Genomic DNA, 24,520 nt, shown 5'->3' on the forward strand with positions numbered 1-24,520 from the left:
CTTTTTAGCTAACGATAGTAATTACGAGCTACGCTCGTCGCGTCAGCAAGCTAAACGCCTACAGGTAAAATTAAGCTCAGTGTGAAACTTTACACGTAGACGCTGAGCTTGCTCGCGTGAAAAGCGAAGCTTTTAAATATCTGTATTACAAATAAAGTGCTGTAAAGTAAACTCTATAATATAAAACATTTAATAGCCTAGGTACTATATGCCCTTCTTTAGCAAGAAATGGATATTCCGCTCAGTTGTATTTGCTATACCGATTTTATTTGGCACTTACTCTATTTTAATTCAAAACGTGTCTATAGCTGATAAATGGAGCGCTATCGGAGGTTGGGCTGGAGGCTATACTGCCTTTATTACTTTAATATTTGCTATATACCAATATGAAAAGCTTTCAGTCACAGTTGATAAAGAAAAACTAGCTTTTCATACGATCCCCAAACTACTAAACAACTTAGATACTTTAAGAATACTGCCTATTACAGTTTTAGAAATTCATAAATGGGGCTTATATGATGAAGAGCAAGAAGATAAAGTCTCATTTATTAATAACCTCCATGAATTAAATAAAAAAAGAAGTGAAGAGCTACTTACTAGGGAAATTTTATTCGATGAATTAAACTCACAAGTTGATAAGTTAAAGTTTAAAGGTTTTCGTTTTAAAAATGAATTTGAAGAAAATCTTATTAGTCTAAAGAATGACTTTGAGGACATGTTAAAAATTGAGCAAGGTATTAAAAACACTTTAAGTGGTGTAAATATCAATACAGATATTCACACGTACCGTGATTCATCTTTATTCAACTTAGAAAATGACAATAAAACAAATATAGGACATATTATCTTACGAGGTAAATATAAATCGCTAGATGAATATATAGCCAACCTAAGAGAAAGGCTTGTACGACTAAAAAGTGAAATAAGGTATTGATGTCTCTTATAAAAAACCGATGTTTAAACTAAACATCGGTTTTTTTATAATTACTAGAAAATTTAAAATAGGTTTCGAGTTAAAAAACGCCCATTCATTTATTTACAAATGCTTTTTAAGAAACTCAGTAACCTCTTTGTATTGTACTTTTAAGCTTTCTGGATCATCAAAAAAGTGTGTTCCGTCATCAATTTCAACATACTTTATATCTAGGTTTCGCTTTGCTTTATCATAAAAATATTTTGATTGTCGATAGTCAACTCTCGTATCTTTTGTCCCATGGATAAGCAAAATTGGGGCTTTAATTCGGTTAATCATATTGATTGCCGAAACCTCAGATAATGCATCAACGGCTTTACTATCAGTCATATCAACAATATTACCTAGGTAGGCATCTTGTCGCTCTTCATCTTCAACTAACCCTTTTAGATCCGATATTCCAGAAATACTAATAATGCATTTAAAGCGTTCGGGCTCTTGCCATGCAGCTGTTAATGCAACATAACCACCATAACTTGCGCCATAAATACATGCATTATTTTTTGATGTTAATCCGGTTCTAGTAGCCCAATCCATTGCATCATATACATCTTGTTGCATACGTTTACCCCACTGATAATAACCATCAGTTTCAAAAGCACTACCAAAACCTTCTGAGCCCCTGAAGTTCACTTGCAATACCGCATAACCTAAACTAACTAAATATTGAAGCTCTCGATTAAAGTATTTGTAGTCTCGACTATGCGGTCCTCCGTGAGGCATTACAATTAGCGGCGGAGTTTTAATCCCTTCTGGTTTTGTAAAATAGCCTGAGATTTCAGCTCCATCGCTCGCTTTAAAGCTATAGTTTTGCACTGGTACAAATTTATTACGTGCTAAATAAGGAAATTTAGATAACCAAGCGCCGCCCTTCTTTGTGTTTAAATCAAAATAATAATAAGTAGGGCTGACTGAATCACTTATTACATTTACAAGAATTCGTGTTCTATCTTTACTACGGCTAACAATACTAGCTTGCTTATCACCAAATAAATTAGCAACCATAAGCTCTTGCTTACCGTCTACCTCTGAAAAATAATGGCTCTTGTAGAAATCATCATAGTAGCCAACCCCTATAAAATCGCCCTCACTATTAACGATTGCATTATTTATATCGTATTTATCATTGCTATAAACAAGCTCTTCAAACTCCCCTGACTCGATATCATATGACCATAAAGCTTGTCTGTTTAATACACGATCAGAAAGGACGTAAGCTTTTGTACCATCTTCATTAAGGCCTTGGATGGAGAAAGTACTATCTTCACCCAAAATATGGGTATGAATCATTTTTAATGCTTCATCTTTCTTTGCTCGATACCATATTGAAGCAATAAACTTATCATCTTTTTTATCAATTGCGATCCCCAGGCGTAAAACTCCCTTAGGGTCTGCATACCAACTTCCAATATTTTCTTTATTCCTCTGAATTTTATCAAAACTAGAATCACCTAATTCAACTTTAAAAACAGAATAAGCTTTATCTTTTTCATCAAACGTTGACACTAGCGCGAAATCTGGCTCATTTTTAAGTGAGGAAACGAGTCTGAAACTCTGATATCTATACCACTTATATTCAGAAAAACGTCGCGTAGTTAGCATTTTACTTTCATTGGTTTCAACATTGATCGAATATAACCTTGAAACTCTCATGTACTGACCATTGACATATTCAGGGTAACTAGCAGAAACAATGATATATTTATTACCTGACCAACGAATAAAGTCGACTCTATCTTTATCTTTTTTGAGACTTGCTAATATATTGAATTCGATACTAGGAAATTTAGCTAAACTGATAGTAGGGCCTTCAGCAGTATTATAAAGTGTTGCTATCATTTCTCCATTTGGCGATATTTGTGGTTGCTCTACCATTGGAAGTTTAGCGTAAGACTCCCACGGTTTATCTTTTGCATGAACTACAGACGCAGTTAATAAAAAAAATAAGAGTGTTATTTTTAACATTTATTTCTTCCTTAAAATTTAGTAAAAACTTTTTATTATATTTAATGTAAAAATAACAAAGTTTACCGAAAAAACATACAAAGTAAGTACTTAATTTATTAAAAGCGAATAACTAACCGCTTTTCTCGTGGAGTTTTGTTTCACTCAACCTACATCACTTTCCTATCGCTTCTTTGGCGAACAGGTGTTTTATTGGGCCTAGGTTATCAACTAATGACAGCCCTACTCCGCGGATAAGTTTTTTAACCGGATTTGCACCTGCAAATAGCTCTTTTAACCCTTGCATCATGGCTATGTGCTTTTGCGCATCGAGCTTACGGGTACGTTCGTAATCGCGAAGTGTGCGCGTGCTTGCAAACTCCTTGCTATCACTTGTGAGTAGCTCAATTAAATAAGCGGCGTCTTTTAGGCCTAAGTTCATCCCAAGCCCTGCAAGCGGATGGATTGTATGTGCAGCATCGCCAATGAGTACCACTTTGCCTGAAACCCATTGCTGAGCGTAGCGCATTTTAAGTGGGAAAGCTGCGCGCGCACTTTGCACTTCACATAGCCCGCATTGGCCATCTATTGCAGCCATAACAGCTTTATTAAAGGCACTATCGTTCATTGCAAGCAGCTCATCGCAGTGGTTTGGGCTAGTAGACCATACTATTGAATGGGTATTTGCATCGCTCAGAGGTAAAAATGCCAGCGGCCCGGTTGGTAAAAACACTTGGCGTGCGGTGTTTTCGTGCGGCTCTTTGGTTTTTACGGTTGCGACTAGCGCATGGTGATCGTAATCTTTAAAGCTAAGTGCCATATTAAATTGTTTACGAATAGCTGAGTTTGCCCCATCAGCGGCCACCAGCAGTTTTGCAATAATTGGCTCGCCGCTTTTAAGCGTTATAAATACATCTGATTCGCTTTGATGTATTTGCTGATACTGCGTATCAAACATTAGCGTGGCACTTGGTTGTTGCTCTAGCTCTTTTATAAGCGCGTAGCGGATAATGTCGTTTTCAACAATATGGCCTAAATGCTCAAGCTCAAGTTGTTTGTTATCAAACGCTATTTTGCCAAAACTGTCGGCATCACGTACATCCATATGCGTATAAGCGCACGCTCGCTGTGCGATTATTTCGGGCCATACGTTTAATTGTTCAAGCAAGGTTTGACTTGCAATGCTTAGCGCACTTACGCGCAAACCATATTCGTCAGTTGGTAATGTTTGTGTTGGTGCGCCGTCGAGTACAACTACGCTTATATCGGCTTTTGCCAATCCAAGTGCTAGTGTTAGCCCTACGCAGCCACCACCTACAATACAAACCTGTGCTTGCTTCATAAACGCCTACCTTGTTTAACTTGCCCCATTAACTGTTTGGCTAATGGCGCTTTTAATGCGGGAAATAAATCCATCGAAAACAACCCAATACTGCGCCCCAATGCGAGCACTCGCGATGAGTTTGAAAAAAGCCTAACAAGTGCATCGGTTAAGCTCATTACGGTTTTTATATCATCACTGCGCTTTTTTGAATATTCACGTGTAAACGCATAGCTGCCTAAACCGTGTTGGCTGTTTGCTATTAAATTACTAAGTACTTGCACGTCGCGAAGGCCTAAATTAAAACCTTGTCCTGCAATAGGATGAATAGCATGTGCGGCATTACCAATAACCACTGTACGGTGCGCAGTCAAAGACTCGACTTGCCCGTAAACGAGCGGGTAACTCGTGCGCATGCCTACTTTAGTAAATTGACCTCCGCGATAACCAAACGCACTTTGTAGGGCACTTATAAAGTCTTGTTCATTAAGTGCCATGTGCTGTTCAACCTGATCTTGGCTCATACACCACACCAACGAATAACGGTTATTGCTCATGGGTAATAACGCCATAGGCCCGCTTTGTGTAAAACGCTCAAAGGCATGATTATTATGCCCACCAGCCACTTCTACATTAGCAATAATTGCGCCTTGTTCATAAGGCTGGGTATTAAAACCAAGCCCAAGTAAATTACGTGTGGGTGATTGTGCACCATCAGCAATAACCAATAGCGCTGCGCTTAATTGCTCGCCGCTTTGCAGGGTAAGTGTATTGCTATGCAGAGTTTGCTCAATGGCAGTTACGCTATCGGGGCACAAAAGCGTAATATTTGATTGCGTTAAACGCAGGTGGAGCGCTCGGCCAAAAGGGTTAACTTCTACTACGTAACCAAGTGAAGGCTTAGAAAATTCGTCGCAATTAATGTGCGCTTTGCCAAAGTGGCCTCTATCAGACACGCTCACTTTTTTGATTGCGGCGGTGTAAGGGGCATTTTGTTCAAATAAATTGAGGCTTTGTAAATACTCTACCGATTGCTGAGCAAGTGCAATGCTTCTGTCGTCAAAGCTTGGGTGGTAGTCGCCGGTAACTTGATTAGCTTCTACAACGGCAATATTTAACGCGGGATTAGTTTTAGCCACACTTAATGCGCAGCTTGCTCCCGCTAAACCACCGCCAATAATAACTACATCAAACTGCTTAGCCACTTTACTCTCCGAGCTTTATACGTTTTTAGCACTTTGCATAAGTGCTTCTATATCGCTAATTTTTTTAGGTACGCTTAGGGTCAAGTTTTCATGGCCGGTTTCGGTAACTAGCAAGTTATCTTCGATACGAATACCAATGCCTTTGTATTTTTGCGGTGCGCTTGAGTCTTCGCTGATATAAAGCCCAGGCTCTATGGTGAGTACCATACCCGGCTCAAATGCACGCTCAACGTTATTTACTTTGTAATCGCCAACATCATGTACATCTAAACCAAGCCAATGCCCAAGCCCGTGCATGTAATATTCTTTACATGCCCCTTTTGCCATTAGCTCGTCAAAGTCGCCGGTTAAAATACCTAAATCAAGTAAACCTTGAGTCATTACTTCCATTGCTAGTTTATTAGCATGCGACATGTAACCACCTGGTTTTACTTCATCAAAAGCAACTTCTTGCGCTTTAAGAACAATATTATAAAGCGCGGCTTGCTCTTCGCTAAATTGACCATTTACTGGAAAAGTACGGGTAATATCGGCTGCGTAACCTTGTAGCTCACAACCGGAGTCTATAAGTACCAGGTCGCCATTTTTTAATACGTCGCTATTTTGCGTGTAATGTAAAATATTGGCGTTGTCGCCACTACCAACAATTGTGCCGTACGCCGGGTGCGGCGCACCATTCATGGCATAATGATGATGCAGCTCTGCCTCTAGCTGAAATTCAGTAGCTCCGGGGTGTGAAAAACGCATAGCGCGCATGTGCCCTCGCGCACTAATTTCACAACCTTCTCGCATAACATCTATCTCGCTTGGCGATTTAAACAAACGCATTTCATGAATAAGGCCGCGTATTTCTTTTAAAGTACTCGGTGCTTTGAGGCCTTTTCGTGAGCCACTTCTAAGCGTACCTAGTAACGTAAACACTTTGGTATCAAATGAAGGATAAGCACCTTGTGCAAAATAAATCGCATCTTTTTCATTTAGTATATCGAGCAGCTTATCGTTTAATTCACTTAGTGGGTAAGCTTCATCAAACAAGTAGTCGCTTTTAGCTTTATCAAAGCCAACTCTGCGGCCATGCCAAATTTCTGCAAGCTTGTCTTTATCTAAGCAAAATAAAGTACTGGGTGCATCGCTGTTGTTACATAGTACAAGTACAGCGTCGGGTTCGTTAAAGCCTGTTAAATAGAAAAAGTCGCTATCTTGTCTAAATGCATATTCGGTATCGCGGCTTCGCGTCACTTCGCTCGCAGCGGGAATAATAGCAACGCTATTTTTATCCATTTGCGCAAGTAAACGCTCACGGCGTGCTTTAAATTCTGACTTTTGTACTTCAACCATTATTAACCAACCCGTTTAACTTTTTAAACTAATGAAGTGTTTTTTTAGTACTTTGCGTGTTTTGCTCTTTACCCAGCTCTGCAAAACAAAGTAGTGCTGATACACGCACATATTCAATCACTTCGTGCAGCGCTTGGCTGTCTTCTTCGGTTTCTTCAAAAGTGGTATCTAGGCGAGTGATTTCGCTAAAGTCAGTAATAACTTCTTTAACATCGCTTGATAACTTACCGTAATCTTTTTGCTTTAAGCCAAAACCAAGCATAAAGCCTGCTACCCATGATACGAGGCCATTAGCCTGATCGATGAGTGTTTCGTCATCGTTTGGTAAAAATAAATCAAACTGAAATTCGTCATCATTAAAGCTCGCAACTACTTGCTTATAAATAGTGCCAAAAAACTGCTTTAAATCGTTACTAAATGATTCACCATCGTTAAACACATCGCTCAAAAGGCCTAAGTATTCTTTGTCGTCAATGGTTAAACCACACGCAAGTAAACCACTAATTACACCATGCGCTTCGGCAGGTGATACAAATATTTCGTTTTTTTCTAAAAGCAGTTGAGCTTTTTCGTAATCGGGTAAATCGTTCATAATCGAGTCTTCGCTTTGCAAGTTAAGGCAATGCTACCACTCGATAAAAAGCAACTCCAATTAATTGTATGATCAAGCTCAAAAACCATGCGATAAAGTAAATGGCGAGTTAAAGGTGCGGGAAAACTAAGCGAACGGTTTAATTTTTTACGTTTAGGGTTTAAGGATTCGATTATGTCTTATATACTTAAATTGTTCCCTGGGGTACCGGAGCTTGGTTAAGTCCCTGAGCCGATAAATTTTATACCAGGATTTCTGTTCGTCTACTATTGTGCAAGCTCGGCATGTACCGAGAAGCCTACGGTAAACCGCAGATTTCCGCCCTGAAACCTTCTGGTTTCAGGACTGAAACCGGGTACCGTATCTTGGGGAACACCTTCTTATTTTTATACTCCCTCTTATTACTTATTCATTTTTTTGTTATACCTTCGTACATTATTTTTATAATTTTTGGCAAAAAAAAAGCTGCAAGCAATTTCTTACTTACAGCTAAATTTTAAATGCTTATGCTTATTTACTTAAACCAACCTTGAAAGCGCTCCATCATCATGTAGTTTATTGGCACTAACAATAAAGTAATAAATGTCGCAAAAATAATCCCAAACCCTAGACTTACCGCCATAGGTATTAAAAACTGCGCCTGAGTCGCTTTTTCAAATAATAACGGCATTAAGCCAATAAAGGTCGTTAAACTTGTTAGCATTACAGGGCGAAAACGCGATGCACCGGCAAGTTTAACTGCATCTAGTAATTTGCCGCCTTCACTGCGCTTTTTATTGATAAAATCAACTAGTACAAGGGAGTCATTTACTACCACCCCAGTTAGGGCGAGCATACCAAGCAAGCTCATAATGGTTAAATCCATGCCCATAATCCAATGCCCGACTACAGCACCTATCATGCCAAATGGAATTACACTCATTACTATAATTGGCTGTAAGTAAGACTTAAGCGGTATCGCTAATAGCGCATAAATTATGAAAAATACAAACACAAGTGCCCAAGCCAATGAGCCAAACGACTCTCGCTGCTCTTTAGCCTCACCTTCTAGTTTGTAATCTACTCCAGGATATTGCTGCATTAACTCATCTAAATACTCCGTTAGGTCAGCCTGAAGTATGGTCATGTTGGTGTTATTTTTTTCGATATCCGCTGTTACATTTAAAGTACGGTAGCGGTCTATTCGGTTAATAGTTGACGGGCTTTGCCCTGCGGTAAGGGTTGCAACATGCGATAACGGCACCGAGCCACCAGTAGGTGTATTGATGAGTATATTTTGTAAATCGGCAACTGAGCGGCGCTCGTCTATAGGCAAGCGAACCATTACACGTACATCATCACGTCCGCGCTGAATACGTTGGACTTGCGAGCCAAAGAACGAGTTACGCACTTGACCTGCAACATTAACTCTATTTAAGCCCAGCGCTAAGCCTTGCTGCGTAAGCTCTATTTGTAACTCTTCTTTACCATCAGACATGCTATCGGCAATATCAAATACCGTTGGGTAGGTCGATAAACGGGTTTTAATGTGATCAGCCACGTCTTGTAAAATAGTCAACGAAGTCCCGCTAAGCTGAACATCAATTGGGTCAGAACTTCGGCCAATTTCAGCTCTAAACGTTAAGCTTTCAGCGCCTGGAATGACACCAATTAAATCGCGCCATTCGCTGGCAAGCTCTCTTGATCCTATGTCTGATTCACGCTTTTCAGCTGGTGTTATTTCAAAGCGTACAGAACCTGAATTAGATACACCACCGCGCCCGCCTGTTGTGGCTAATATATTTAAAATAACGCTTTCACCTGTATCTGGGTCGCGGTATTTTTCTTGTAATTGCTGCGCCTTTTGCGACATATCAATTACGTATTTATTAGTGACTTCAAACGGCGTACCTGTTGGTAGTGTTAAGTTAACGCGGACTGTTTCGCTTGGTATACGCGGGAAAAATACAAACTTAGTCCAACCACTAGTGATCATGGTTAAAATTATTATAAACACACCAACAAACAAACTTACCGAAGCCAATTTATGGCGCAGTGCTAAATTTAAAGTTGGTTGGTAATATTTTAAAATCGCGTTTTCAAATCCATCTGCAAAACGCTGTTGAATAACATCAAACTTTGAAGGTTCGCCTTTTTCGTGGCGTAGTTTTATATATTTTAAATGTGCGGGTAGTACAAATTTAGATTCAATCAATGAAAACAATAATACCGGAATAACCACTACCGGTATTTGTGCAAACAAAGCACCACGCGCCCCTTCAATAAAGGCCAAAGGTAAAAAGGCGGCAACGGTAGTTAATACACCAAATGTTACTGGTGTTGCGACTTCTTGAGTACCTAAAATTGCGGCCTGCTCCCCCGACTTAGCTGTTTTTAAATGGGTATAGACATTTTCGCCAGTAACTATGGCGTCATCAACAACAATCCCAAGTACTAATATAAAGCCAAATAAGCTCATAATATTAAGGGTTACGCCAAAAATAGGCATCGCTATAAACGCGCCCATAAACGAAACCGGAATACCAATAAATACCCAAAATGCAATTGCAGGGCGTAAAAACAAAGTAAGTAAAGCAAGTACTAAAATACCGCCTTGTAGGGCATTGGTCGTTAGTGTGGCAATTCGACTTTTAACCAGCTCCGAATCATCATCCCAGTAACTTAGTTCAAATCCTTGTGGAAGGGAGCTTTGTTGCTCTTTTATGTAGTTTTTAACTTCGTCAGCAACAGTAATCGCACTTTGCGGACCAATTCGATATACGTCGATAAATGCAGCCTGCTTACCATTAAAGCGAGTACGTACTGGGGTTTCTTCAAAATCGTCTTTAATTATTGCAATATCGCCTAAACGAATAATCGTGCCGTCAGCTTGGTTTTTAACAACAATATTGGCAAATTCATCTTTACGATATGCTTGCCCTTTAGAGCTTATAAGTACGTCCCCACCTTCAGTTTTTAAGTTACCAGCAGAAATATCAGAGCTTGAATTAGCAATCGCACTCGATATTTGTGCAAGGCTTAAATCGTATTGGCGAAGAACGTCTTGGCTTACTTCAATGGCAATTTCGTAATCACGAACACCACTTAGCTCTACCTGCGTCACATTTGGTAAGCGTAGAATTTGATCGCGTACTGTTTCTGCATATTCACGGGTTTCTTTTTCGCCGTAATCACTCGATACAGTAACCGCGATAACTTCGCGAATTCGCTCCGCAAGCGCGACTATTGGCTTTTCAGCATCGGCTGGAAAGGTGTTAATTGCATCTACACGACTTTTAATATCGGCTAAAAGCTCACGCGGGTCGTAGCCCGTTTCAACTTCTATTGTTACAGAGCCTGAACCTTCAGAAGAGCGGCTAAATATTTGCTTAATACCTTCTAAATCTTGTACGGCTTCTTCTATACGAATTGTTACGCCTTGCTCTACATCCTCTGGTGTTGAGCCACGCAAACTTACGTTCACGCTTATCATGTCGGTTTCGAATGAAGGGAATACTTCAAGCGGTATTTTAGTCGATAAACTAAAAAGCCCCGACAGCAGCAACGTTACTAGCAATAAGTTAGCTGCAACATGGTTTTTGGCAAACCAAGCTATCATGGCTTATCTCCTTGCTTTGCTGGACGGCGTTTTTTTAACTCTTCAACACTAATACCAAGCTCTTTTGCTTTTTGTTCAAGCTGCTCTGGAGTCGGGCGCTTTCCTTTACCTTGCCCATTCGCTCCACGGCTTTTAGGTTGATCTGCGCTTTGTTCACCTAAAATACTTACTTGAGTTCCTGAACTTACTTGACCAAGTGGAGTAATAACAAGTTTATCATTTGCGTTTAAACCGGTTTTTATCATCGCCTGAGTCGCATTTTGCCAAGCTAGTGTGATGTCTTTGCGCTTAAGTACGCCACCTTCAACAATGTAAACGTACGTTCCTTGATAAATTGTACTGTTAGGGATTATGAGTGCGTTAGATACTGTTCTGCCGGTAATTTGCGCTTTTATATACTGCCCAATTTTTATTGGATACTGGTTATTTGCTGTTGCTTTATACGGGTCATTAATTTTAGCAACTACGTAAAGCTGTTGTGCGCCTTCATCTATAGCACCTTCTGTGCGTGCTAATTGACCTTGCCACGTTTGCTCACCTACTAAGTCAGAAGTAAATTTAACAATTGAACCCGCTTGGTTTTTAGCACCATCGCGATACTGCTCTGGTAAATTTACAAATGGGAGATCTTTATTTTTAATTGGTAAGCGAATCTCAACGCTATCGATTGCGTAAATGGTTGCTAACTGTGTGTTGTTAGTAACAACTTGCCCTAAATCAACACTGCGGCTAAGTATACGCCCCGCATATGGCGCCGTTACTTTAGTGCGCTCTAAATCAAGCATCGCTTTTTCAAGTGCTGCCTGAGCCGATAAAACCTCAGCTTCAGCGGCTGCTAGTTGTGGCTCACGTAGTACTAAGCTGCTTGCCTGATTTGAGCCGCCAAGGCGCTTCCAATCGGTAATGGCTTGTTGCCCACGCGCCTTCTCTTCTAGCAAACCTTGCTCTGCGGTTAATAAATTGGCTTGAGCAGATTTAACTTCAGCCTGATGATCTCTGTCGTCTAGTTTTAAAAGTACATCGCCTTTTTCAAAGAAACCGCCTTCTCTAAAGTCATCACTTACTTCAATTATTTGCCCAGATGCCTGAGCCACTAACAAACTTTGTGTACGTGGTTTTACCGTACCGTAGCTGTCTATCATAACTTGATAATTTTGTGGTTTTAGCTCAAGCGCAGCCACACTTATTGATGCCTTAGGAGGTGCCCCAAAGCGTTTAGCCTCTGGTGGGTTCCCCTTAATAAACATAACAATTAAAATTGTGGCAACAATAACCACCGCTGGAATAATAATTTTTGCTGTTTTAGTTTTCATCGTTATTGCTCTTTAGTTCACTTGAGGGCTTTGCAAAATCACCACCAAGGGCAATGTGTAGGTTAATTCTATTGGCTATTAATTGGTTTTTAATATCGATTAAGGAGCTTTGCGCGTCAAAAGAACGGTCTTGGGCATCAAGCACTGTCGTGTAAGTTACCAAGCCACTTTGATACTGCTCAAACGACAATTGCTCTGCAGCAAGTGCGTTTTCTTGCGCTTCAAGAGTACTGCTATATTGCGCTTTAAGGGACTGCTGCTGCGAAATTGCATTTTCAACATCACCAAATGCGTCATAAAGCGTTTGCAAATAAAGCTGCTCTTGCTTTTGAGTATTAAGACGCGCTATTTCTTCGTTGGCTTTTAAGCGCCCTCCTTCAAAAAGTGGCGCTGAAATACTACCTAACAAAGACCATGCAAGGCTTGATGGAGAAAACAAGTCGCTTACTCGGTCTGTACTATCACTTAATGAAGCCGTTAAATCTAAACTTGGAAAGCGTTGTTTATGCGCATATGCCAATGATGCATCGGCTGCTAAAAGCTCATACCAACTTGCACGTAGAGTAGGTTTTCGCGTTATAAGTTCAGAAGGTAATCCTAGAGGAATATCGGTATTAATAACAGGTAAGTCACTACTAGCAGTAATAGCGCCTTTTGGGTATTCACCAAGTAAACGCTCAAGTACACGTGCTGATGCCGATAAACTCGCTGTTTGAGTGGCAATGCGAGAGCGTTCATTATTAAGCTCATTACGCGCTAAATACACATCGAGCGCTTCGTTTATGCCTTGGCGATAGCCAGCTTCAATAATATCGAGATTTTGTTGTGAGTTGGCTTCGCGACGCTTAAATAAATCCAGTAATTGCTGCGCCGTAACCACATCAAACCAACCTGTTACCACATCAGCAACAAGTTGCTGTTTAGCTTGCTCAAACCGTGCCTGCTGAGCTAAATAGTTAAGATTAGCTTCGCGCTTGGCGTCAGAGAGCTTACCCCATAAATCAACCTCGTAAGTTAAATTTAAACTTACGGAGCTTGCGTTGTCGTAACTTACAGGGCGGTTGTCTTTACTACGGCTTGTACGTGTTGATAAATCGAGGCTTGGCCAAAGTGCAGCGCCCGAGACTATAAGTTGCTGCTTTTGAATTTCAACATCATAACTCGTTTGCAAAAGCTGTTGGTTATTTTTAAGTGCTTGTTGTACAAATTTATTAAGCGTAGGATTTTGTAATTGTGTAAGCCATTGCTCTTGTACTTTTAATACTGAGCTTGATGCTTCTTGCTGCCATTGCTGAGGCATATTATTAGGGACTTGCATGCGCTGAGACGAGTTTAAATCACTCGCACAGCCGCTGAGCAGCATCACACTAATTGCCAGTAGGGTTGGCTTGCATTGCCAGATCATAATTAAACCTAAATTACTGCTATTTATGAACGTAATTCAAGCACTTTGGCAAATTTTGCTCAACTTACTTTACATAACATTACATAGCTAGCGATGAATTAACATAATAGCCAGTTATACGGTAAAAATGAGTAAATGATCAGCAATTTTTAATACTAAAATTAACTTTTTGTAGTGTGTTTAAGAGATTAACTATACAAAAACAAAAAAGCCCCGCTATAAGCGAGGCTTTTAAATAAATGGTGCCGACTAACAAAGTCGAGCGGGTAACTTATACAGACTACTGATTACAAGTCAGTTGCTTTAAGTTACCTAAATAAATGGTGCCGACTAACCGAGTCGAACGGATAACTTATACAGACTACTGATTACAAGTCAGTTGCTTTAAGTTACCTAAATAAATGGTGCCGACTAACCGAGTCGAACGGATAACTTATACAGACTACTGATTACAAGTCAGTTGCTTCAAGTTACCTAAAATAAATGGTGCCGACTAACCGAGTCGAACGGTTGACCTACTGATTACAAGTCAGTTGCTCTACCAGCTGAGCTAAGTCGGCACACAAAACTGTGTGCTAAGGCACGTTCAATTTTAAAGATTGAGAACTTTTATAAAGCACTTAAAATAAAAAAACCTTGCATAAGCAAGGCTTTTCAATAAATGGTGCCTCGACGCGGAATCGAACCACGGACACGAGGATTTTCAATCCTCTGCTCTACCGACTGAGCTATCGAGGCACATAAACTGTGCTAGTTACCGATTAATAAAATTAACCTTTAACTTAATAAATGGTGCCGACTAACCGAGTCGACGGGTAATTTGAACAGACTACTGATTACAGTTTTTCTTTTCAAACTACTTTAAATAAATGGTGCCGACTAACCGAGTCGAACGGTTGACCTACTGATTACAAGTCAGTTGCTCTACCAGCTGAGCTAAGTCGGCACACAAAACTGTGTGCTAAGGCACGTTCAATTTTAAAGATTGAGAACTTAAAGTAAATGGTGCCTCGACGCGGAATCGAACCACGGACACGAGGATTTTCAATCCTCTGCTCTACCGACTGAGCTATCGAGGCACATAAACTGTGCTAGTTACCGATTAATAAAATTAACCTTTAACTTAATAAATGGTGCCGACTAACCGAGTCGAACGGTTGACCTACTGATTACAAGTCAGTTGCTCTACCAGCTGAGCTAAGTCGGCACACAAAACTGTGTGCTAAGGCACGCGTAATAATGTTTAAACGGTTGATTAAACACCACTACTTTAATAAATGGTGCCTCGACCCGGAATCGAACCAGGGACACGAGGATTTTCAATCCTCTGCTCTACCAACTGAGCTATCGAGGCACTTAAACAGTGCTAATTAAAAATCTTAAAAGATTTTCAATGCAATTCCCGCTCGTCTCTAACGACTGAGCTATCTGGGCGTGCGGCGTATTAAACGAGTTTTGCCCTTACAAGTCAACTTTTTTTTTGTTCTTTATAACTGTTTGAACGGTTTTCAGGCAACTCAGTGCATTTTTTATTAATAACGTTCATTTTTACCACAAGTCGAACTATAAATATAAATAAATCAGACTAAAACAGTAGTGAATTATTTTTTGTAAATGTTACGATTAGCTTAGATACGTACGATAGGGACTTATCGTAGTAAAAAACATCAATTGGACACTATCAATGCAGAGTAAATTTTCATCGCCAGTCAAAGGCTTATTACCTCTTTTTTTAATCATAAATATTGCAGTAACAGCGCTTGCTATTATTGCCCACTCATTTTATACACAAACTGAAGTTAAGACAGCCCAACCAGCATCATCTATTAATATTGTAACGCTTGCCGATAGATTGGACTTACCTATGGTTGATGCATTAACTATGTATGGTCAAGGTAAAGTAAGGCAGTTACTTGATTTAACGTCGTTATTAGATGATGACTTTGAATATACTCTATATCGCTTCAATGCTACATCAGATACTCAGTTGGTATATAGCAGCAGTAAACCTGCTATCGCTTCAATTAAAACTGAAAAGCATCTAGTAGAAGAAGGCATCCTACATCACTTACTGCTGTTAAACGATCAACCTATTGGCGAGCTTATTATTAAGCAAAACCTACCAACCGCTCCTTTAAGCGCTCAAAACTCTCAAGTTATTGCCTACATTATTGCGATAGCAAGCGTAGCTGCATTATTTATATTTACTTTAATGTTTAATATGTACATTAATAGTCGCTTACGAAAAAGTACTGACAGTCTTACACAAGAGCTGCAGGCAATCACCGAAAATGCTAATTACAATAGTAGTGTTGATGAGCAGCTTGATATTGGTTTAGGTGTAGTGGCAAAAAACATTAACTTACTGCTACAAAAAGTACAGACTGCGATGAGTGAGAATGACACCGCACAAAAAGAGCTTTATAAATTACAAAATGGCCTAGAAGCCGAAGTGCAAAATCGTACTATAGCGCTTGAGCAAGCCACATTAAAAGCAGAGCGAGCAAGCGATACCAAAACAACCTTTTTAGCCACAATGAGCCACGAAATAAGAACACCGATGAATGGTGTTATAGGTACTATTGATTTACTGCGCCAGACCGAGCTTGATGGCGCTCAACATCGTTTAAGTACGATTATTCGTGAATCAGCATTTTCGTTATTGAGCATTTTGGATGATATCTTAGATTTTTCTAAAATTGAGGCTGGAAAGCTAAATATTGACCCGATTCCATTTTCGGTAACCGATACCATTGAAGAAGTTGCTCGAGTGCTCTCATCAGTTGCTAAAAAACGTGAGCTTGATTTAGAGCTAGCAATAGCACCAGATATTCCGGTCAATCTTACAGGTGATAGTGTGCGTGTACGTCAGGTGCTTTATAACCTATGTAGCAACGCAATTAAATTCACTAGCACTGATGAAAAAACCCAAGGCCATGTAAAAATATCAGCAGAGGTTGTACATAATACGACTGATCACTTTACTTTACGCTTTTGCGTAACTGATAACGGTAAAGGCATGTCGCAGGCACAATTACGCGAAATATTTAATCCGTTTATTCAAGCCGAAAACTCAATTACCCGAGAATATGGTGGCACCGGTTTAGGTCTTTCTATTTGTAAAAGCTTAACTGAGCTTATGCTAGGTACTATTCATGTAACTAGTCATACGGGAATTGGCAGTGAGTTTACAGTAGAGCTGCCGTTTAGCACATCGGGTAAAATTAAGTACGCACATAAAGGTGCATTAAATGGCAAGAAAATTGTTGTAGTTAGTAATCACCTAGAACGTGAAAAAACAATGTACCGTTATTTATCGTTCATGGGCGCTAAAATAATTTATGCACACACAGAAGAAGAAATTGAAGAGCACCAGCATTCACAAGATATTATTTGGGTGGCTGATGGCATAGACAATATGGATAAAACTAATGCGCTGCTTAGACGTTTATTTTATTCATTAGAGGATTATAAGCAACAAGTTGTAGTACTAAGTAAGCTTGATGAAGCAGCTATAAATCATAAAAACATTTTTTATATTAATGCTTCTCCTCTATGTAAATCTAACTTTATGCTTTCTATATTGGTGGCTGCAGGGTTACATACACCTAAGCAAATTAAAAAAACCAAAACACTTAATAACTATTTAAATGTTGAGCAGGCACGTAATTCAAACAAATTGGTTTTACTTGTTGAAGATAACCTTCTAAACCAACAAGTCCTCACCGATCAACTACATATACTGGGCTTTGGCGTTGAAATAGCGAACAACGGTGAAGAAGGCCTAGATATGTGGAGAAAAGGTGATTACTCACTTATTTTAACCGACTTACACATGCCTAAAATGTCGGGTTACGATATGGTCGAAAAAATCCGTAATGAAGCAGAGCTATTAGAATCGATTGATGCACAGCCTTACATTATTGCAGTAACAGCAAACGCACTTAAAGGCGAAAAAGAGCGCTGTTTAGCGGTAGGTATTAACGACTTCATTACCAAACCTATAGAGCTGAACGCGTTAGAAGAAACTCTAAAACGTTGGAGCGATAAACAAAGCCAAAACCCAAATGTAGTTATCCATCAAACTATGGCACTACCTATTGATATGGAAGCTGTTGCTAAATATGTAAACGGTGATAACGCTAAGCAAATCCGTTTCTTCAAAATGTATTTAGAACAAAGCCAAGGCTTAATTAAGAGTATTAATTCCGGCGTTATGGTTAACGACTTAAATGAGATTATTGAAGGGTGTCATCAATTAAAATCGATCTCCAAGACAATTGGTGCCCAAACGGTGGCAGAACTTTCAAGTGCATTTGAAGATAAATGTAAAGAAGGTGAACTCACAACCGATGAATTAATAGAGTTAAGAGATAAGCTGGAAATTGAATACTCTAAAGCTGCTCAATTTTTAAAGGAACAAATTAAAATATCTGAGCAAGAAGATGAGTTAAATGAATAAATAAACATAAAAAAGGGCTAAATAGCCCTTTTTCTTATGTTTAAAACATTACTTTTCAGGTGGTCGATAACCTTCAATTTCTACATCTTTGTTTTCAAACAAAAAGCCAACCATTTGCTCTTCTAAAAATGTGCGGTGTTCTGGGTCCATCATATTTAAATGCTTTTCGTTAATAAGCATTGTTTGTTTATGTTGCCACTGAGCCCACGCTTCTTTAGAGATGTTATTAAAAATCTTTTCACCAATTTCACCAGGGTATAACTGAAAGCCAAGCCCTTCGGCTTCTTTTTGTAACTTTTGACAAAATACTGTACGTGCCATAATTGATTCTCTCTAACGCTAAATACGGGGCTATTCTATACTATTGCTGTAATTTGTTTAACCAACTTTTTAGTTGGTGCTGCTAGGCCAACCTCTATTGATTGATCAAGCGGATACCAGATTAATTGCTTATCGTTTACCACATCAGGAGTTTTCTTAACATTGAGCACATGCGGGTTAATCCTCAGCTCAAAATGTGAAAACACATGAATAAACGCTTCAAGCTCTACTAAACTAGCCTCTAGGCCTTGCTGAGCTAAAAACATTTGAAGCTCTGCGTACTCATTAAATTCAAAAAAGCCAAACAATCCGCCCCAAATACCGCTGTTAGGACGTTTTTCCATAAGCACTTTATCACCACACTGAATAATTAACTGATGACAACTCTTTTTAGGAACTGCTTTTTTAGGTTTTGAATGTGGAAACTCTTTTACTTTACCTGTATTAAAAGCACCACAGCCTGAGTTTAATGGGCAAGCCTCGCAATCAAACCGGCTGCGTGAGCAAACGCTAGACCCTAAATCCATCATAGCTTGATTAAACTCAGTAACATTATCTTTAGGCGTTAACTGCTCTGATAAATGCCAAAGCTGGTTTTCGACCTTTTTAACGCCGTACCAGCCCTCAATCATAAAATAGCGCGCTAAAACTCGCTTCACGTTCCCATCTAAAATAGGGTGATGCTGCCCAAGCGACAATGATAAAACAGCCCCTGCAGTAGAGCGCCCTATTCCAGGTAAATCCATTACTTCATCGAGTGTTTTCGGAAACTCACCTTGGTATTTGTCACGCACTATTTTAGCTGTTTTGTGTAAATTACGCGCACGAGCGTAATACCCTAAGCCGGTCCAGTGATGCAGTACTAAGTCTTCATCCGCATCAGCTAAAGCGATAATATCTGGAAAGCTTTGCATAAACTTTTCAAAGTATGGAATAACAGTAATAACTTGGGTTTGCTGCAGCATCACTTCAGACACCCACACTTTATAAGGTGTTTTACCTAGCTGCCACGGGAGTGTTTTACGCCCATGAAGGTGATACCAATCAACAACTTGATTAGAAAACCAGTGTGACTGTTCTTTATTTAAATCCAACATTTTTAACTTTTACTGATGCCCAATGGCGGCTCAGTCTATTGCAGTTAACAAAAAGATCAAGCTATACGGGGTGTAAAACCAGCTAATACTTGTGATTGCGGCCTCGGTCAGGGATAATATGCAACCATTTTTAAACACATTGTTTTTGTCAGGCCAATAATATGAGTGAATCAAGCAACACTAACCTTGAGCAAGCTAAGCAAGAAGGTAAATACATCCGCACCATTCGCAGTTTTGTAAAACGCGAAGGTCGATTAACCAAAGGCCAAGCCGCTGCAATCGAAAAATGCTGGCCAACAATGGGCCTAGAGCATAAAAACGGTATGCTTGATTTAAGCGAAGTTTTTGGCAACAACAACGATGTAGTAGTAGAAATTGGTTTTGGTATGGGTAAGTCGCTTGTCGAAATGGCAACAAATGCCCCTCACCTAAACTTTATCGGTATTGAAGTACATCGCCCTGGCGTTGGTGCTTGTTTAATGGATGCCGATGAAGCAGGCATTACCAACTTACGTATTTTTGAACACGATGCAGTTGAAGTACTTGCAGATTGCATACCTAATGAAAGCTTAACAACACTACAACTATTTTTCCCTGACCCTTGGCATAAAAAGCGTCACCACAAACGCCGTATTGTACAAACTGAGTTTGTTGAAAAGCTAAGAGCCCAACTTAAAATGGGTGGCGTTTTTCATATGGCAACAGACTGGGAAAACTATGCAGAGCACATGCTCGAAGTAATGAACGTAGCTCCTGGTTTTAAAAACCAATCAGAAACAAATGATTATGTTCCACGTCCAGATTTACGCCCGCTTACTAAGTTTGAGCAGCGCGGACATCGCCTAGGTCATGGCGTGTGGGATTTAATGTTTGAGCGCACAGAATAATTAAATTTAATTACTCACTTTTACTTTTATAAAACTAAATATACTGTAAGGCAAAGCCATTTATGAGCGTACTAACCAACCCAAGTTTACTGTTACTTCGTAATAGCGAGGCACTAACGGGAAAATCTATCTTGGTGGTCAACTTTGTTCAAGATGGCTTTTTAACAGAGCTTAAAAGACTTAATCCGCAAAGCAAAGTAACTGCGTTTAGCTACAACCATGCTAACGGAGAGTTTGCTAAAAACACCAAAGATGTTGATGTTCATGTAAGCCACACAATACCTGGTAACGACTACGATTTAGTTATTCTTTACTACCCTAAATCAAAACCAGAGTTATTAATGGCACTTGATAATATTCGATCTGCTATTACTGATGATGCCGAACTATTAGTAGTAGGTGAAAACAAAAGTGGTGTTAAGTCAATTGAAAAGCAATTAGCTGGTAAAGCTGAGTTTAGTAACAAGATTGATTCAGCTAAGCACTGCGTTCTTTACTCATTTGCTGAAATTTCTAAGCACCCTCACTTTGATATTACGACTTACCATAAAAAGTTTGTTGTTAATGTTGCCGACACTGAATTTACAGCTATTAGTGTTCCTGGGGTGTTTAATCACGGTAGTTTAGATATAGGAACGAAAGTTCTACTGGAAAACGCACCGACAATTAAGCAAGGCAAAGTTCTCGACTTTGGTTGTGGCGCAGGTTTAATAGCAACTTTTTTAGGGCTTCATAATCCAGCACTTGAGTTTGTGTGTAGTGATGTAAGTGCGCTGGCAACTTATGCAACACAGCAAACCCTAAAGCTTAACAACATCAATGGTGAGGCTATATTAAGTGACGGCCTTAAAAGCATTAATGGCAAGTTTGATTTAATTATTAGCAATCCACCTTTTCATACTGGTATTGCAACCGACTACACAGTAGCAGAAACATTTTTAGCTAATGCAAAACAGCATTTAACTAAATTAGGGAAGCTAAATATTGTTGCTAACAGCTTTTTAAAGTACCCGCCTATTTTAGAAACTCAGTTTGAAAGCTATCAAACTGTATTTAAGAACAATAAATTTGCTGTATATAGCAGCTAATTTAAATTTGTAAAATGATTGAGCACAAACGTGCTCAAGCTAACTTTCGAATAAATATAAGAATTAATTTAGTTTTTTTCCTTCATTTTTCCACGTCTTTGCTAAACTAAAACTCTAAATAATTAAATTTAACTCAGGCGATAATGAAATAATGCCTAAAAAAGTTCATCAAAGTAGCATTCGAAAAGCACTCATTAATTTGATCATGCTTATTACAGCTATTTGCTTATCGTTATCTATTTCTATCTCTACGTATTTAAGCGTGAAAGAACAAAAGCAATTAATAGTTAATAAGCTTGTTATTCTTTCTGAAATTGTAGCTTTTGATGCTGGGCAATCGGTAATTGAAGATGATCGTAAAACAGAAGAAAAACGCCTCAAGTCATTTGAAAAGATCCCTCTTGTAAAAAACATACATATTTACTCAATAGAAAAAGCATCCCAAAAGCCTGTTTTCTTTATTAGCTTTAATGCTAAAAAAACACCTCCTGTGCCATTGAGAATAGACAGTGTAGAAGAGCTAAAAACACCACGAATTACGAATGACCATATTGAGCTAACCCGCCCTATTTACGATAACGAACAAGTAGTAGGTTATGTGTATATGCGAGGAAGCCTCGAGAGTTTAGAGGTTTATATTGAGAGAAAAATATTAATAGACGTGTTATTAACATTATTAATTCTGGCGGTTGTTTACTTTATTGCTATTAAAGTTCAACGACGTATAGCTAAGCCAATAGAGCAATTAAGCGTGTTATTGCAGGATGTGTCTAAAAATCATAACTACGATGCACGCGCACCAGTAACTGATGTAAAAGAAATAAGTGCTCTTTCAAATAGTTTAAATATCATGCTTACGCGTACAAAAAAACAACTTGAACGCCACGAAAAAGATAAGCAAGAAATCAAACAACTAAATCTAAGCCTTGAAGAAAAAGTAAACCAACGAACAATCGCCCTTAGAGAGGCAAATCAAGAACTTTTATCAACTCTTGAGCGGATGCATCAATACCAAACACAAATTGTTGAAAACGAAAAAATGGCATCTTTAGGGCAAATGGTTGCAGGTGTTGCCCATGAAGTTAACACACCAATAGGGCTAGGTATTACAGGTTCTACGTTACTTAGAGATAAACTAGCAGACATACAGCAAAGCTTTGATGACAAAAAACTGACCTCAAGCCATCTAAAACGCTTTATAGATGAAGGTATTGAAAACTTAGATTTAATTTACCGCAACTTAAATCGTGCAGCTGACCTTATATCTAACTTTAAAAAGGTAGCGGTTATTCAAGATGACGGTGTAAATACCTATATTAATGTGCACAAATTAATAAGTGATGTTTTAACATCGATTCAATCTGAATTATTGCCCAAAAAGCCTGTTGTAACTATTAACTGTCCGACCGACTTGGCTATTCATAGTAAGTCTGAACCTCTACAACAAGTTTTTCAGCAGTTACTTATGAACTCTGTAATTCATGGATTTATAGGTAAAGAAAACAATGAAATTCGCTTTGACGTAGAACTCGTCGGGAAAAAATTAACAATCGTTTATTCTGACAATGGTCAGGGCGTTGACAAAAACATTAAAAATAGAATTTTTGACCCATTTGTAACTTCAAAGCGCGGGCAAGGCGCAAGTGGCTTAGGCATGCACTTAGTTTATAACCTAGTAACACAAGCACTTGGCGGAAGAGTGATGTTTGATCTTGAAGAAAAACGCGGTGCTCGCTTTATAATTACTATTCCTTAAATAAAGATCATTAAAAAGTGCATATATTTAAAATTTATCCTTGAATTAGCATTTAATGACCTCATTAATGAGGCATGTGATAAGTGCGTAACATTATTTAATTGCTTTAAATAAATATTACCAAGCGATTTATGAACTTTTTTATCTTTGCTGTATCACATACATTGATGAAAGGTTAAAAGGTTAAAAAGTGATATAGTTTTGCTTTGAATTAGTCTGATTATTTTAAGTACCTTGTTTAATTGAATGATATGTCAATTATCAAAGGAAAATGGCTTCGACTTTATGATTCAAATAGCTACATCCATGTATATATCAATTAAACAGTAGTTTTTGCACTGCCCTTTTTTAGTAGACTTTGGACACCCTACTGTTTTATTTTTATCCAATTTGTTTTTTCCTTGTTAACAAATGGGTATAATCCTATAATCTCTAGTAATCGGTTATAAATTAGTCACCGATTTTTTATAAATAATATATTCCAAAAGGTTAATTAATAATGCAAACGCCAGTCATTCTAATCGTAGAAGATGAAGACGTAACTCGACTGAACCTAGTTAGTTTATTTGAAGCTGAAGGGTACAAAGTTATTGAAGCCATTGATGGCGATGATATGCATGACAAGCTTACAAATAACGATGACGTTAATCTTGTAGTTATGGATATCAACCTTCCTGGTAAAAACGGTCTTATTTTAGCCCGTGAATTACGCCAAAAGCGTAAAGTAGGTCTTATATTCCTAACTGGTCGTGACAACGATGTTGACCGTATTTTAGGTCTTGAAATTGGCGCAGATGACTACGTTACTAAACCGTTCAACCCGCGTGAATTAACTATCAGAGCTCGCAACCTTATTACTCGTACTGCCTTAGGTGGTGAAGAGTCAGCACTAGAAACAAATGGTGTTATTACGTTTAATGGTTGGGAACTTGATGAAAACAGCCGTTGTCTTACTTCTCCAAATGGCGACGCTAAGCGTTTACCTAAAGGTGAGTACAGAGCACTTCGTTTAATGCTTGATTCTCCAGGTCGCATTTTCAGCCGTGAGCAATTAATTAAGCATATGACAGGCCGTGAGCTTCGCGCAAATGACCGTACTGTTGACGTTACGATTCGTCGCATTCGTAAGCATTTTGAAAGTGATAACTCAACGTCTGAGTTAATCAGCACCATCCATGGTGAAGGTTACCGTTTCATTGGTAAAATTGACGCTTAATTAG

General features: G+C 38.9%; 16 protein-coding genes, 6 tRNA genes and 1 other RNA gene. 7 read left to right on the top strand and 16 right to left on the bottom strand.

Going from position 1 to position 24,520, the window contains the following annotated elements:
- Positions 1-208 precede the first annotated feature (208 nt).
- Positions 209-934, top strand: a complete 726-nt coding sequence (locus JG479_RS13320; protein ID WP_200219482.1) for a hypothetical protein — start codon at positions 209-211, stop codon at positions 932-934.
- Positions 935-1,036: 102 nt separating this feature from the next.
- Here JG479_RS13320 and JG479_RS13325 read toward each other — a convergent pair whose 3' ends face one another.
- From JG479_RS13325 to JG479_RS13345, 5 genes are all read right to left on the bottom strand, one after another.
- A complete protein-coding gene (locus JG479_RS13325) occupies positions 1,037-2,938 on the bottom strand; it encodes an alpha/beta hydrolase family protein (protein ID WP_024604894.1) in 1,902 nt (633 codons plus the stop codon).
- Positions 2,939-3,092: 154 nt separating this feature from the next.
- The gene (locus JG479_RS13330; protein WP_200219483.1) at positions 3,093-4,259 is read right to left on the bottom strand and encodes an FAD-dependent monooxygenase; all 1,167 of its coding nucleotides are present in this window, start codon (positions 4,257-4,259) and stop codon (positions 3,093-3,095) included.
- The gene (gene ubiH / locus JG479_RS13335; RefSeq protein WP_138489610.1) at positions 4,256-5,443 is read right to left on the bottom strand and encodes a 2-octaprenyl-6-methoxyphenyl hydroxylase; all 1,188 of its coding nucleotides are present in this window, start codon (positions 5,441-5,443) and stop codon (positions 4,256-4,258) included. The genes JG479_RS13330 and ubiH overlap by 4 nt, the downstream gene beginning before the upstream one ends.
- Before the next feature lie 15 nt (positions 5,444-5,458).
- Positions 5,459-6,781, bottom strand: coding sequence for a Xaa-Pro aminopeptidase (gene pepP, locus JG479_RS13340; RefSeq protein ID WP_200219484.1), 1,323 nt, complete (start codon positions 6,779-6,781; stop codon positions 5,459-5,461).
- Between the two features lie 28 nt (positions 6,782-6,809).
- The gene (locus tag JG479_RS13345; protein ID WP_002962745.1) at positions 6,810-7,373 is read right to left on the bottom strand and encodes a UPF0149 family protein; all 564 of its coding nucleotides are present in this window, start codon (positions 7,371-7,373) and stop codon (positions 6,810-6,812) included.
- A 193-nt stretch (positions 7,374-7,566) separates the two neighbouring features.
- Here JG479_RS13345 and ssrS point away from each other — a divergent pair.
- Positions 7,567-7,749, top strand: a non-coding RNA gene (gene ssrS / locus JG479_RS13350) — 6S RNA.
- 138 nt (positions 7,750-7,887) lie between these two features.
- Here the strand turns inward: ssrS and JG479_RS13355 are convergent.
- From JG479_RS13355 to JG479_RS13395, 9 genes are all read right to left on the bottom strand, one after another.
- Positions 7,888-10,971 carry an efflux RND transporter permease subunit gene (locus JG479_RS13355; protein ID WP_002962744.1) on the bottom strand — a complete coding sequence of 1,028 codons (3,084 nt, stop codon included), beginning with the start codon at positions 10,969-10,971 and terminating at the stop codon, positions 7,888-7,890.
- Positions 10,968-12,284 carry an efflux RND transporter periplasmic adaptor subunit gene (locus JG479_RS13360; protein WP_039490230.1) on the bottom strand — a complete coding sequence of 439 codons (1,317 nt, stop codon included), beginning with the start codon at positions 12,282-12,284 and terminating at the stop codon, positions 10,968-10,970. Before JG479_RS13360 ends, JG479_RS13355 begins: the two co-directional genes overlap by 4 nt.
- Positions 12,274-13,689: a TolC family protein gene (locus tag JG479_RS13365; RefSeq protein WP_200219485.1), complete on the bottom strand. Its 1,416-nt coding sequence runs from the start codon at positions 13,687-13,689 to the stop codon at positions 12,274-12,276. Before JG479_RS13365 ends, JG479_RS13360 begins: the two co-directional genes overlap by 11 nt.
- Positions 13,690-14,173: 484 nt before the next feature.
- Positions 14,174-14,249 (bottom strand) — tRNA-Thr (locus tag JG479_RS13370).
- 102 nt (positions 14,250-14,351) lie between these two features.
- A tRNA-Phe gene (locus JG479_RS13375) sits at positions 14,352-14,427 on the bottom strand.
- Positions 14,428-14,559: 132 nt separating this feature from the next.
- Positions 14,560-14,635, bottom strand: a tRNA-Thr gene (locus JG479_RS13380).
- Between the two features lie 57 nt (positions 14,636-14,692).
- Positions 14,693-14,768, bottom strand: a tRNA-Phe gene (locus JG479_RS13385).
- Between the two features lie 52 nt (positions 14,769-14,820).
- A tRNA-Thr gene (locus JG479_RS13390) sits at positions 14,821-14,896 on the bottom strand.
- Between the two features lie 71 nt (positions 14,897-14,967).
- Positions 14,968-15,043 (bottom strand) — tRNA-Phe (locus JG479_RS13395).
- 330 nt (positions 15,044-15,373) lie between these two features.
- On the opposite strand from JG479_RS13395, the gene JG479_RS13400 reads away from it, so the two are divergent.
- On the top strand, positions 15,374-18,151 hold the full coding sequence (locus tag JG479_RS13400) for a hybrid sensor histidine kinase/response regulator (RefSeq protein WP_200219486.1): 2,778 nt from the start codon (positions 15,374-15,376) through the stop codon (positions 18,149-18,151).
- Positions 18,152-18,199: 48 nt separating this feature from the next.
- Here the strand turns inward: JG479_RS13400 and JG479_RS13405 are convergent, their stop codons facing one another.
- Both JG479_RS13405 and mutY read right to left on the bottom strand, forming a co-directional pair.
- Positions 18,200-18,472, bottom strand: a complete 273-nt coding sequence (locus JG479_RS13405) for an oxidative damage protection protein (protein ID WP_002962543.1) — start codon at positions 18,470-18,472, stop codon at positions 18,200-18,202.
- A 35-nt stretch (positions 18,473-18,507) separates the two neighbouring features.
- Positions 18,508-19,569: an A/G-specific adenine glycosylase gene (gene mutY, locus JG479_RS13410; protein WP_200219487.1), complete on the bottom strand. Its 1,062-nt coding sequence runs from the start codon at positions 19,567-19,569 to the stop codon at positions 18,508-18,510.
- A 161-nt stretch (positions 19,570-19,730) separates the two neighbouring features.
- Here mutY and trmB point away from each other — a divergent pair, with 161 nt between their 5' ends.
- The 4 genes from trmB (at position 19,731) to arcA (ending at position 24,516) form a co-directional block, all read left to right on the top strand.
- A complete protein-coding gene (trmB, locus tag JG479_RS13415) occupies positions 19,731-20,456 on the top strand; it encodes a tRNA (guanosine(46)-N7)-methyltransferase TrmB (protein WP_007582957.1) in 726 nt (241 codons plus the stop codon).
- Between the two features lie 62 nt (positions 20,457-20,518).
- Complete coding sequence (gene rsmC, locus JG479_RS13420; RefSeq protein WP_024605357.1) at positions 20,519-21,544, top strand: 16S rRNA (guanine(1207)-N(2))-methyltransferase RsmC; 1,026 nt, start codon at positions 20,519-20,521, stop codon at positions 21,542-21,544.
- A gap of 151 nt (positions 21,545-21,695) precedes the next feature.
- Complete coding sequence (locus JG479_RS13425) at positions 21,696-23,300, top strand: sensor histidine kinase (RefSeq protein ID WP_039486377.1); 1,605 nt, start codon at positions 21,696-21,698, stop codon at positions 23,298-23,300.
- Between the two features lie 499 nt (positions 23,301-23,799).
- Positions 23,800-24,516, top strand: coding sequence for a two-component system response regulator ArcA (gene arcA, locus JG479_RS13430; protein WP_002962549.1), 717 nt, complete (start codon positions 23,800-23,802; stop codon positions 24,514-24,516).
- Positions 24,517-24,520: the final 4 nt, after the last annotated feature.

The organism is Pseudoalteromonas sp. LC2018020214 (genome assembly GCF_016598755.1).
Lineage (GTDB): Bacteria > Pseudomonadota > Gammaproteobacteria > Enterobacterales > Alteromonadaceae > Pseudoalteromonas > Pseudoalteromonas distincta.

Coding starts and splice junctions, on each gene's coding strand:
- JG479_RS13400 (WP_200219486.1), top strand. CDS start 15,374: ATGCAGAGTAAATTTTCATCGCCAGTCAAAGGCTTATTACCTCTTTTT.
- arcA (WP_002962549.1), top strand. CDS start 23,800: ATGCAAACGCCAGTCATTCTAATCGTAGAAGATGAAGACGTAACTCGA.
- mutY (WP_200219487.1), bottom strand. CDS start 19,569: ATGTTGGATTTAAATAAAGAACAGTCACACTGGTTTTCTAATCAAGTT.
- JG479_RS13365 (WP_200219485.1), bottom strand. CDS start 13,689: ATGATCTGGCAATGCAAGCCAACCCTACTGGCAATTAGTGTGATGCTG.
- JG479_RS13425 (WP_039486377.1), top strand. CDS start 21,696: ATGCCTAAAAAAGTTCATCAAAGTAGCATTCGAAAAGCACTCATTAAT.
- JG479_RS13345 (WP_002962745.1), bottom strand. CDS start 7,373: ATGAACGATTTACCCGATTACGAAAAAGCTCAACTGCTTTTAGAAAAA.
- JG479_RS13330 (WP_200219483.1), bottom strand. CDS start 4,259: ATGAAGCAAGCACAGGTTTGTATTGTAGGTGGTGGCTGCGTAGGGCTA.
- JG479_RS13320 (WP_200219482.1), top strand. CDS start 209: ATGCCCTTCTTTAGCAAGAAATGGATATTCCGCTCAGTTGTATTTGCT.
- pepP (WP_200219484.1), bottom strand. CDS start 6,781: ATGGTTGAAGTACAAAAGTCAGAATTTAAAGCACGCCGTGAGCGTTTA.
- JG479_RS13405 (WP_002962543.1), bottom strand. CDS start 18,472: ATGGCACGTACAGTATTTTGTCAAAAGTTACAAAAAGAAGCCGAAGGG.
- rsmC (WP_024605357.1), top strand. CDS start 20,519: ATGAGCGTACTAACCAACCCAAGTTTACTGTTACTTCGTAATAGCGAG.
- JG479_RS13325 (WP_024604894.1), bottom strand. CDS start 2,938: ATGTTAAAAATAACACTCTTATTTTTTTTATTAACTGCGTCTGTAGTT.
- trmB (WP_007582957.1), top strand. CDS start 19,731: ATGAGTGAATCAAGCAACACTAACCTTGAGCAAGCTAAGCAAGAAGGT.
- JG479_RS13355 (WP_002962744.1), bottom strand. CDS start 10,971: ATGATAGCTTGGTTTGCCAAAAACCATGTTGCAGCTAACTTATTGCTA.
- JG479_RS13360 (WP_039490230.1), bottom strand. CDS start 12,284: ATGAAAACTAAAACAGCAAAAATTATTATTCCAGCGGTGGTTATTGTT.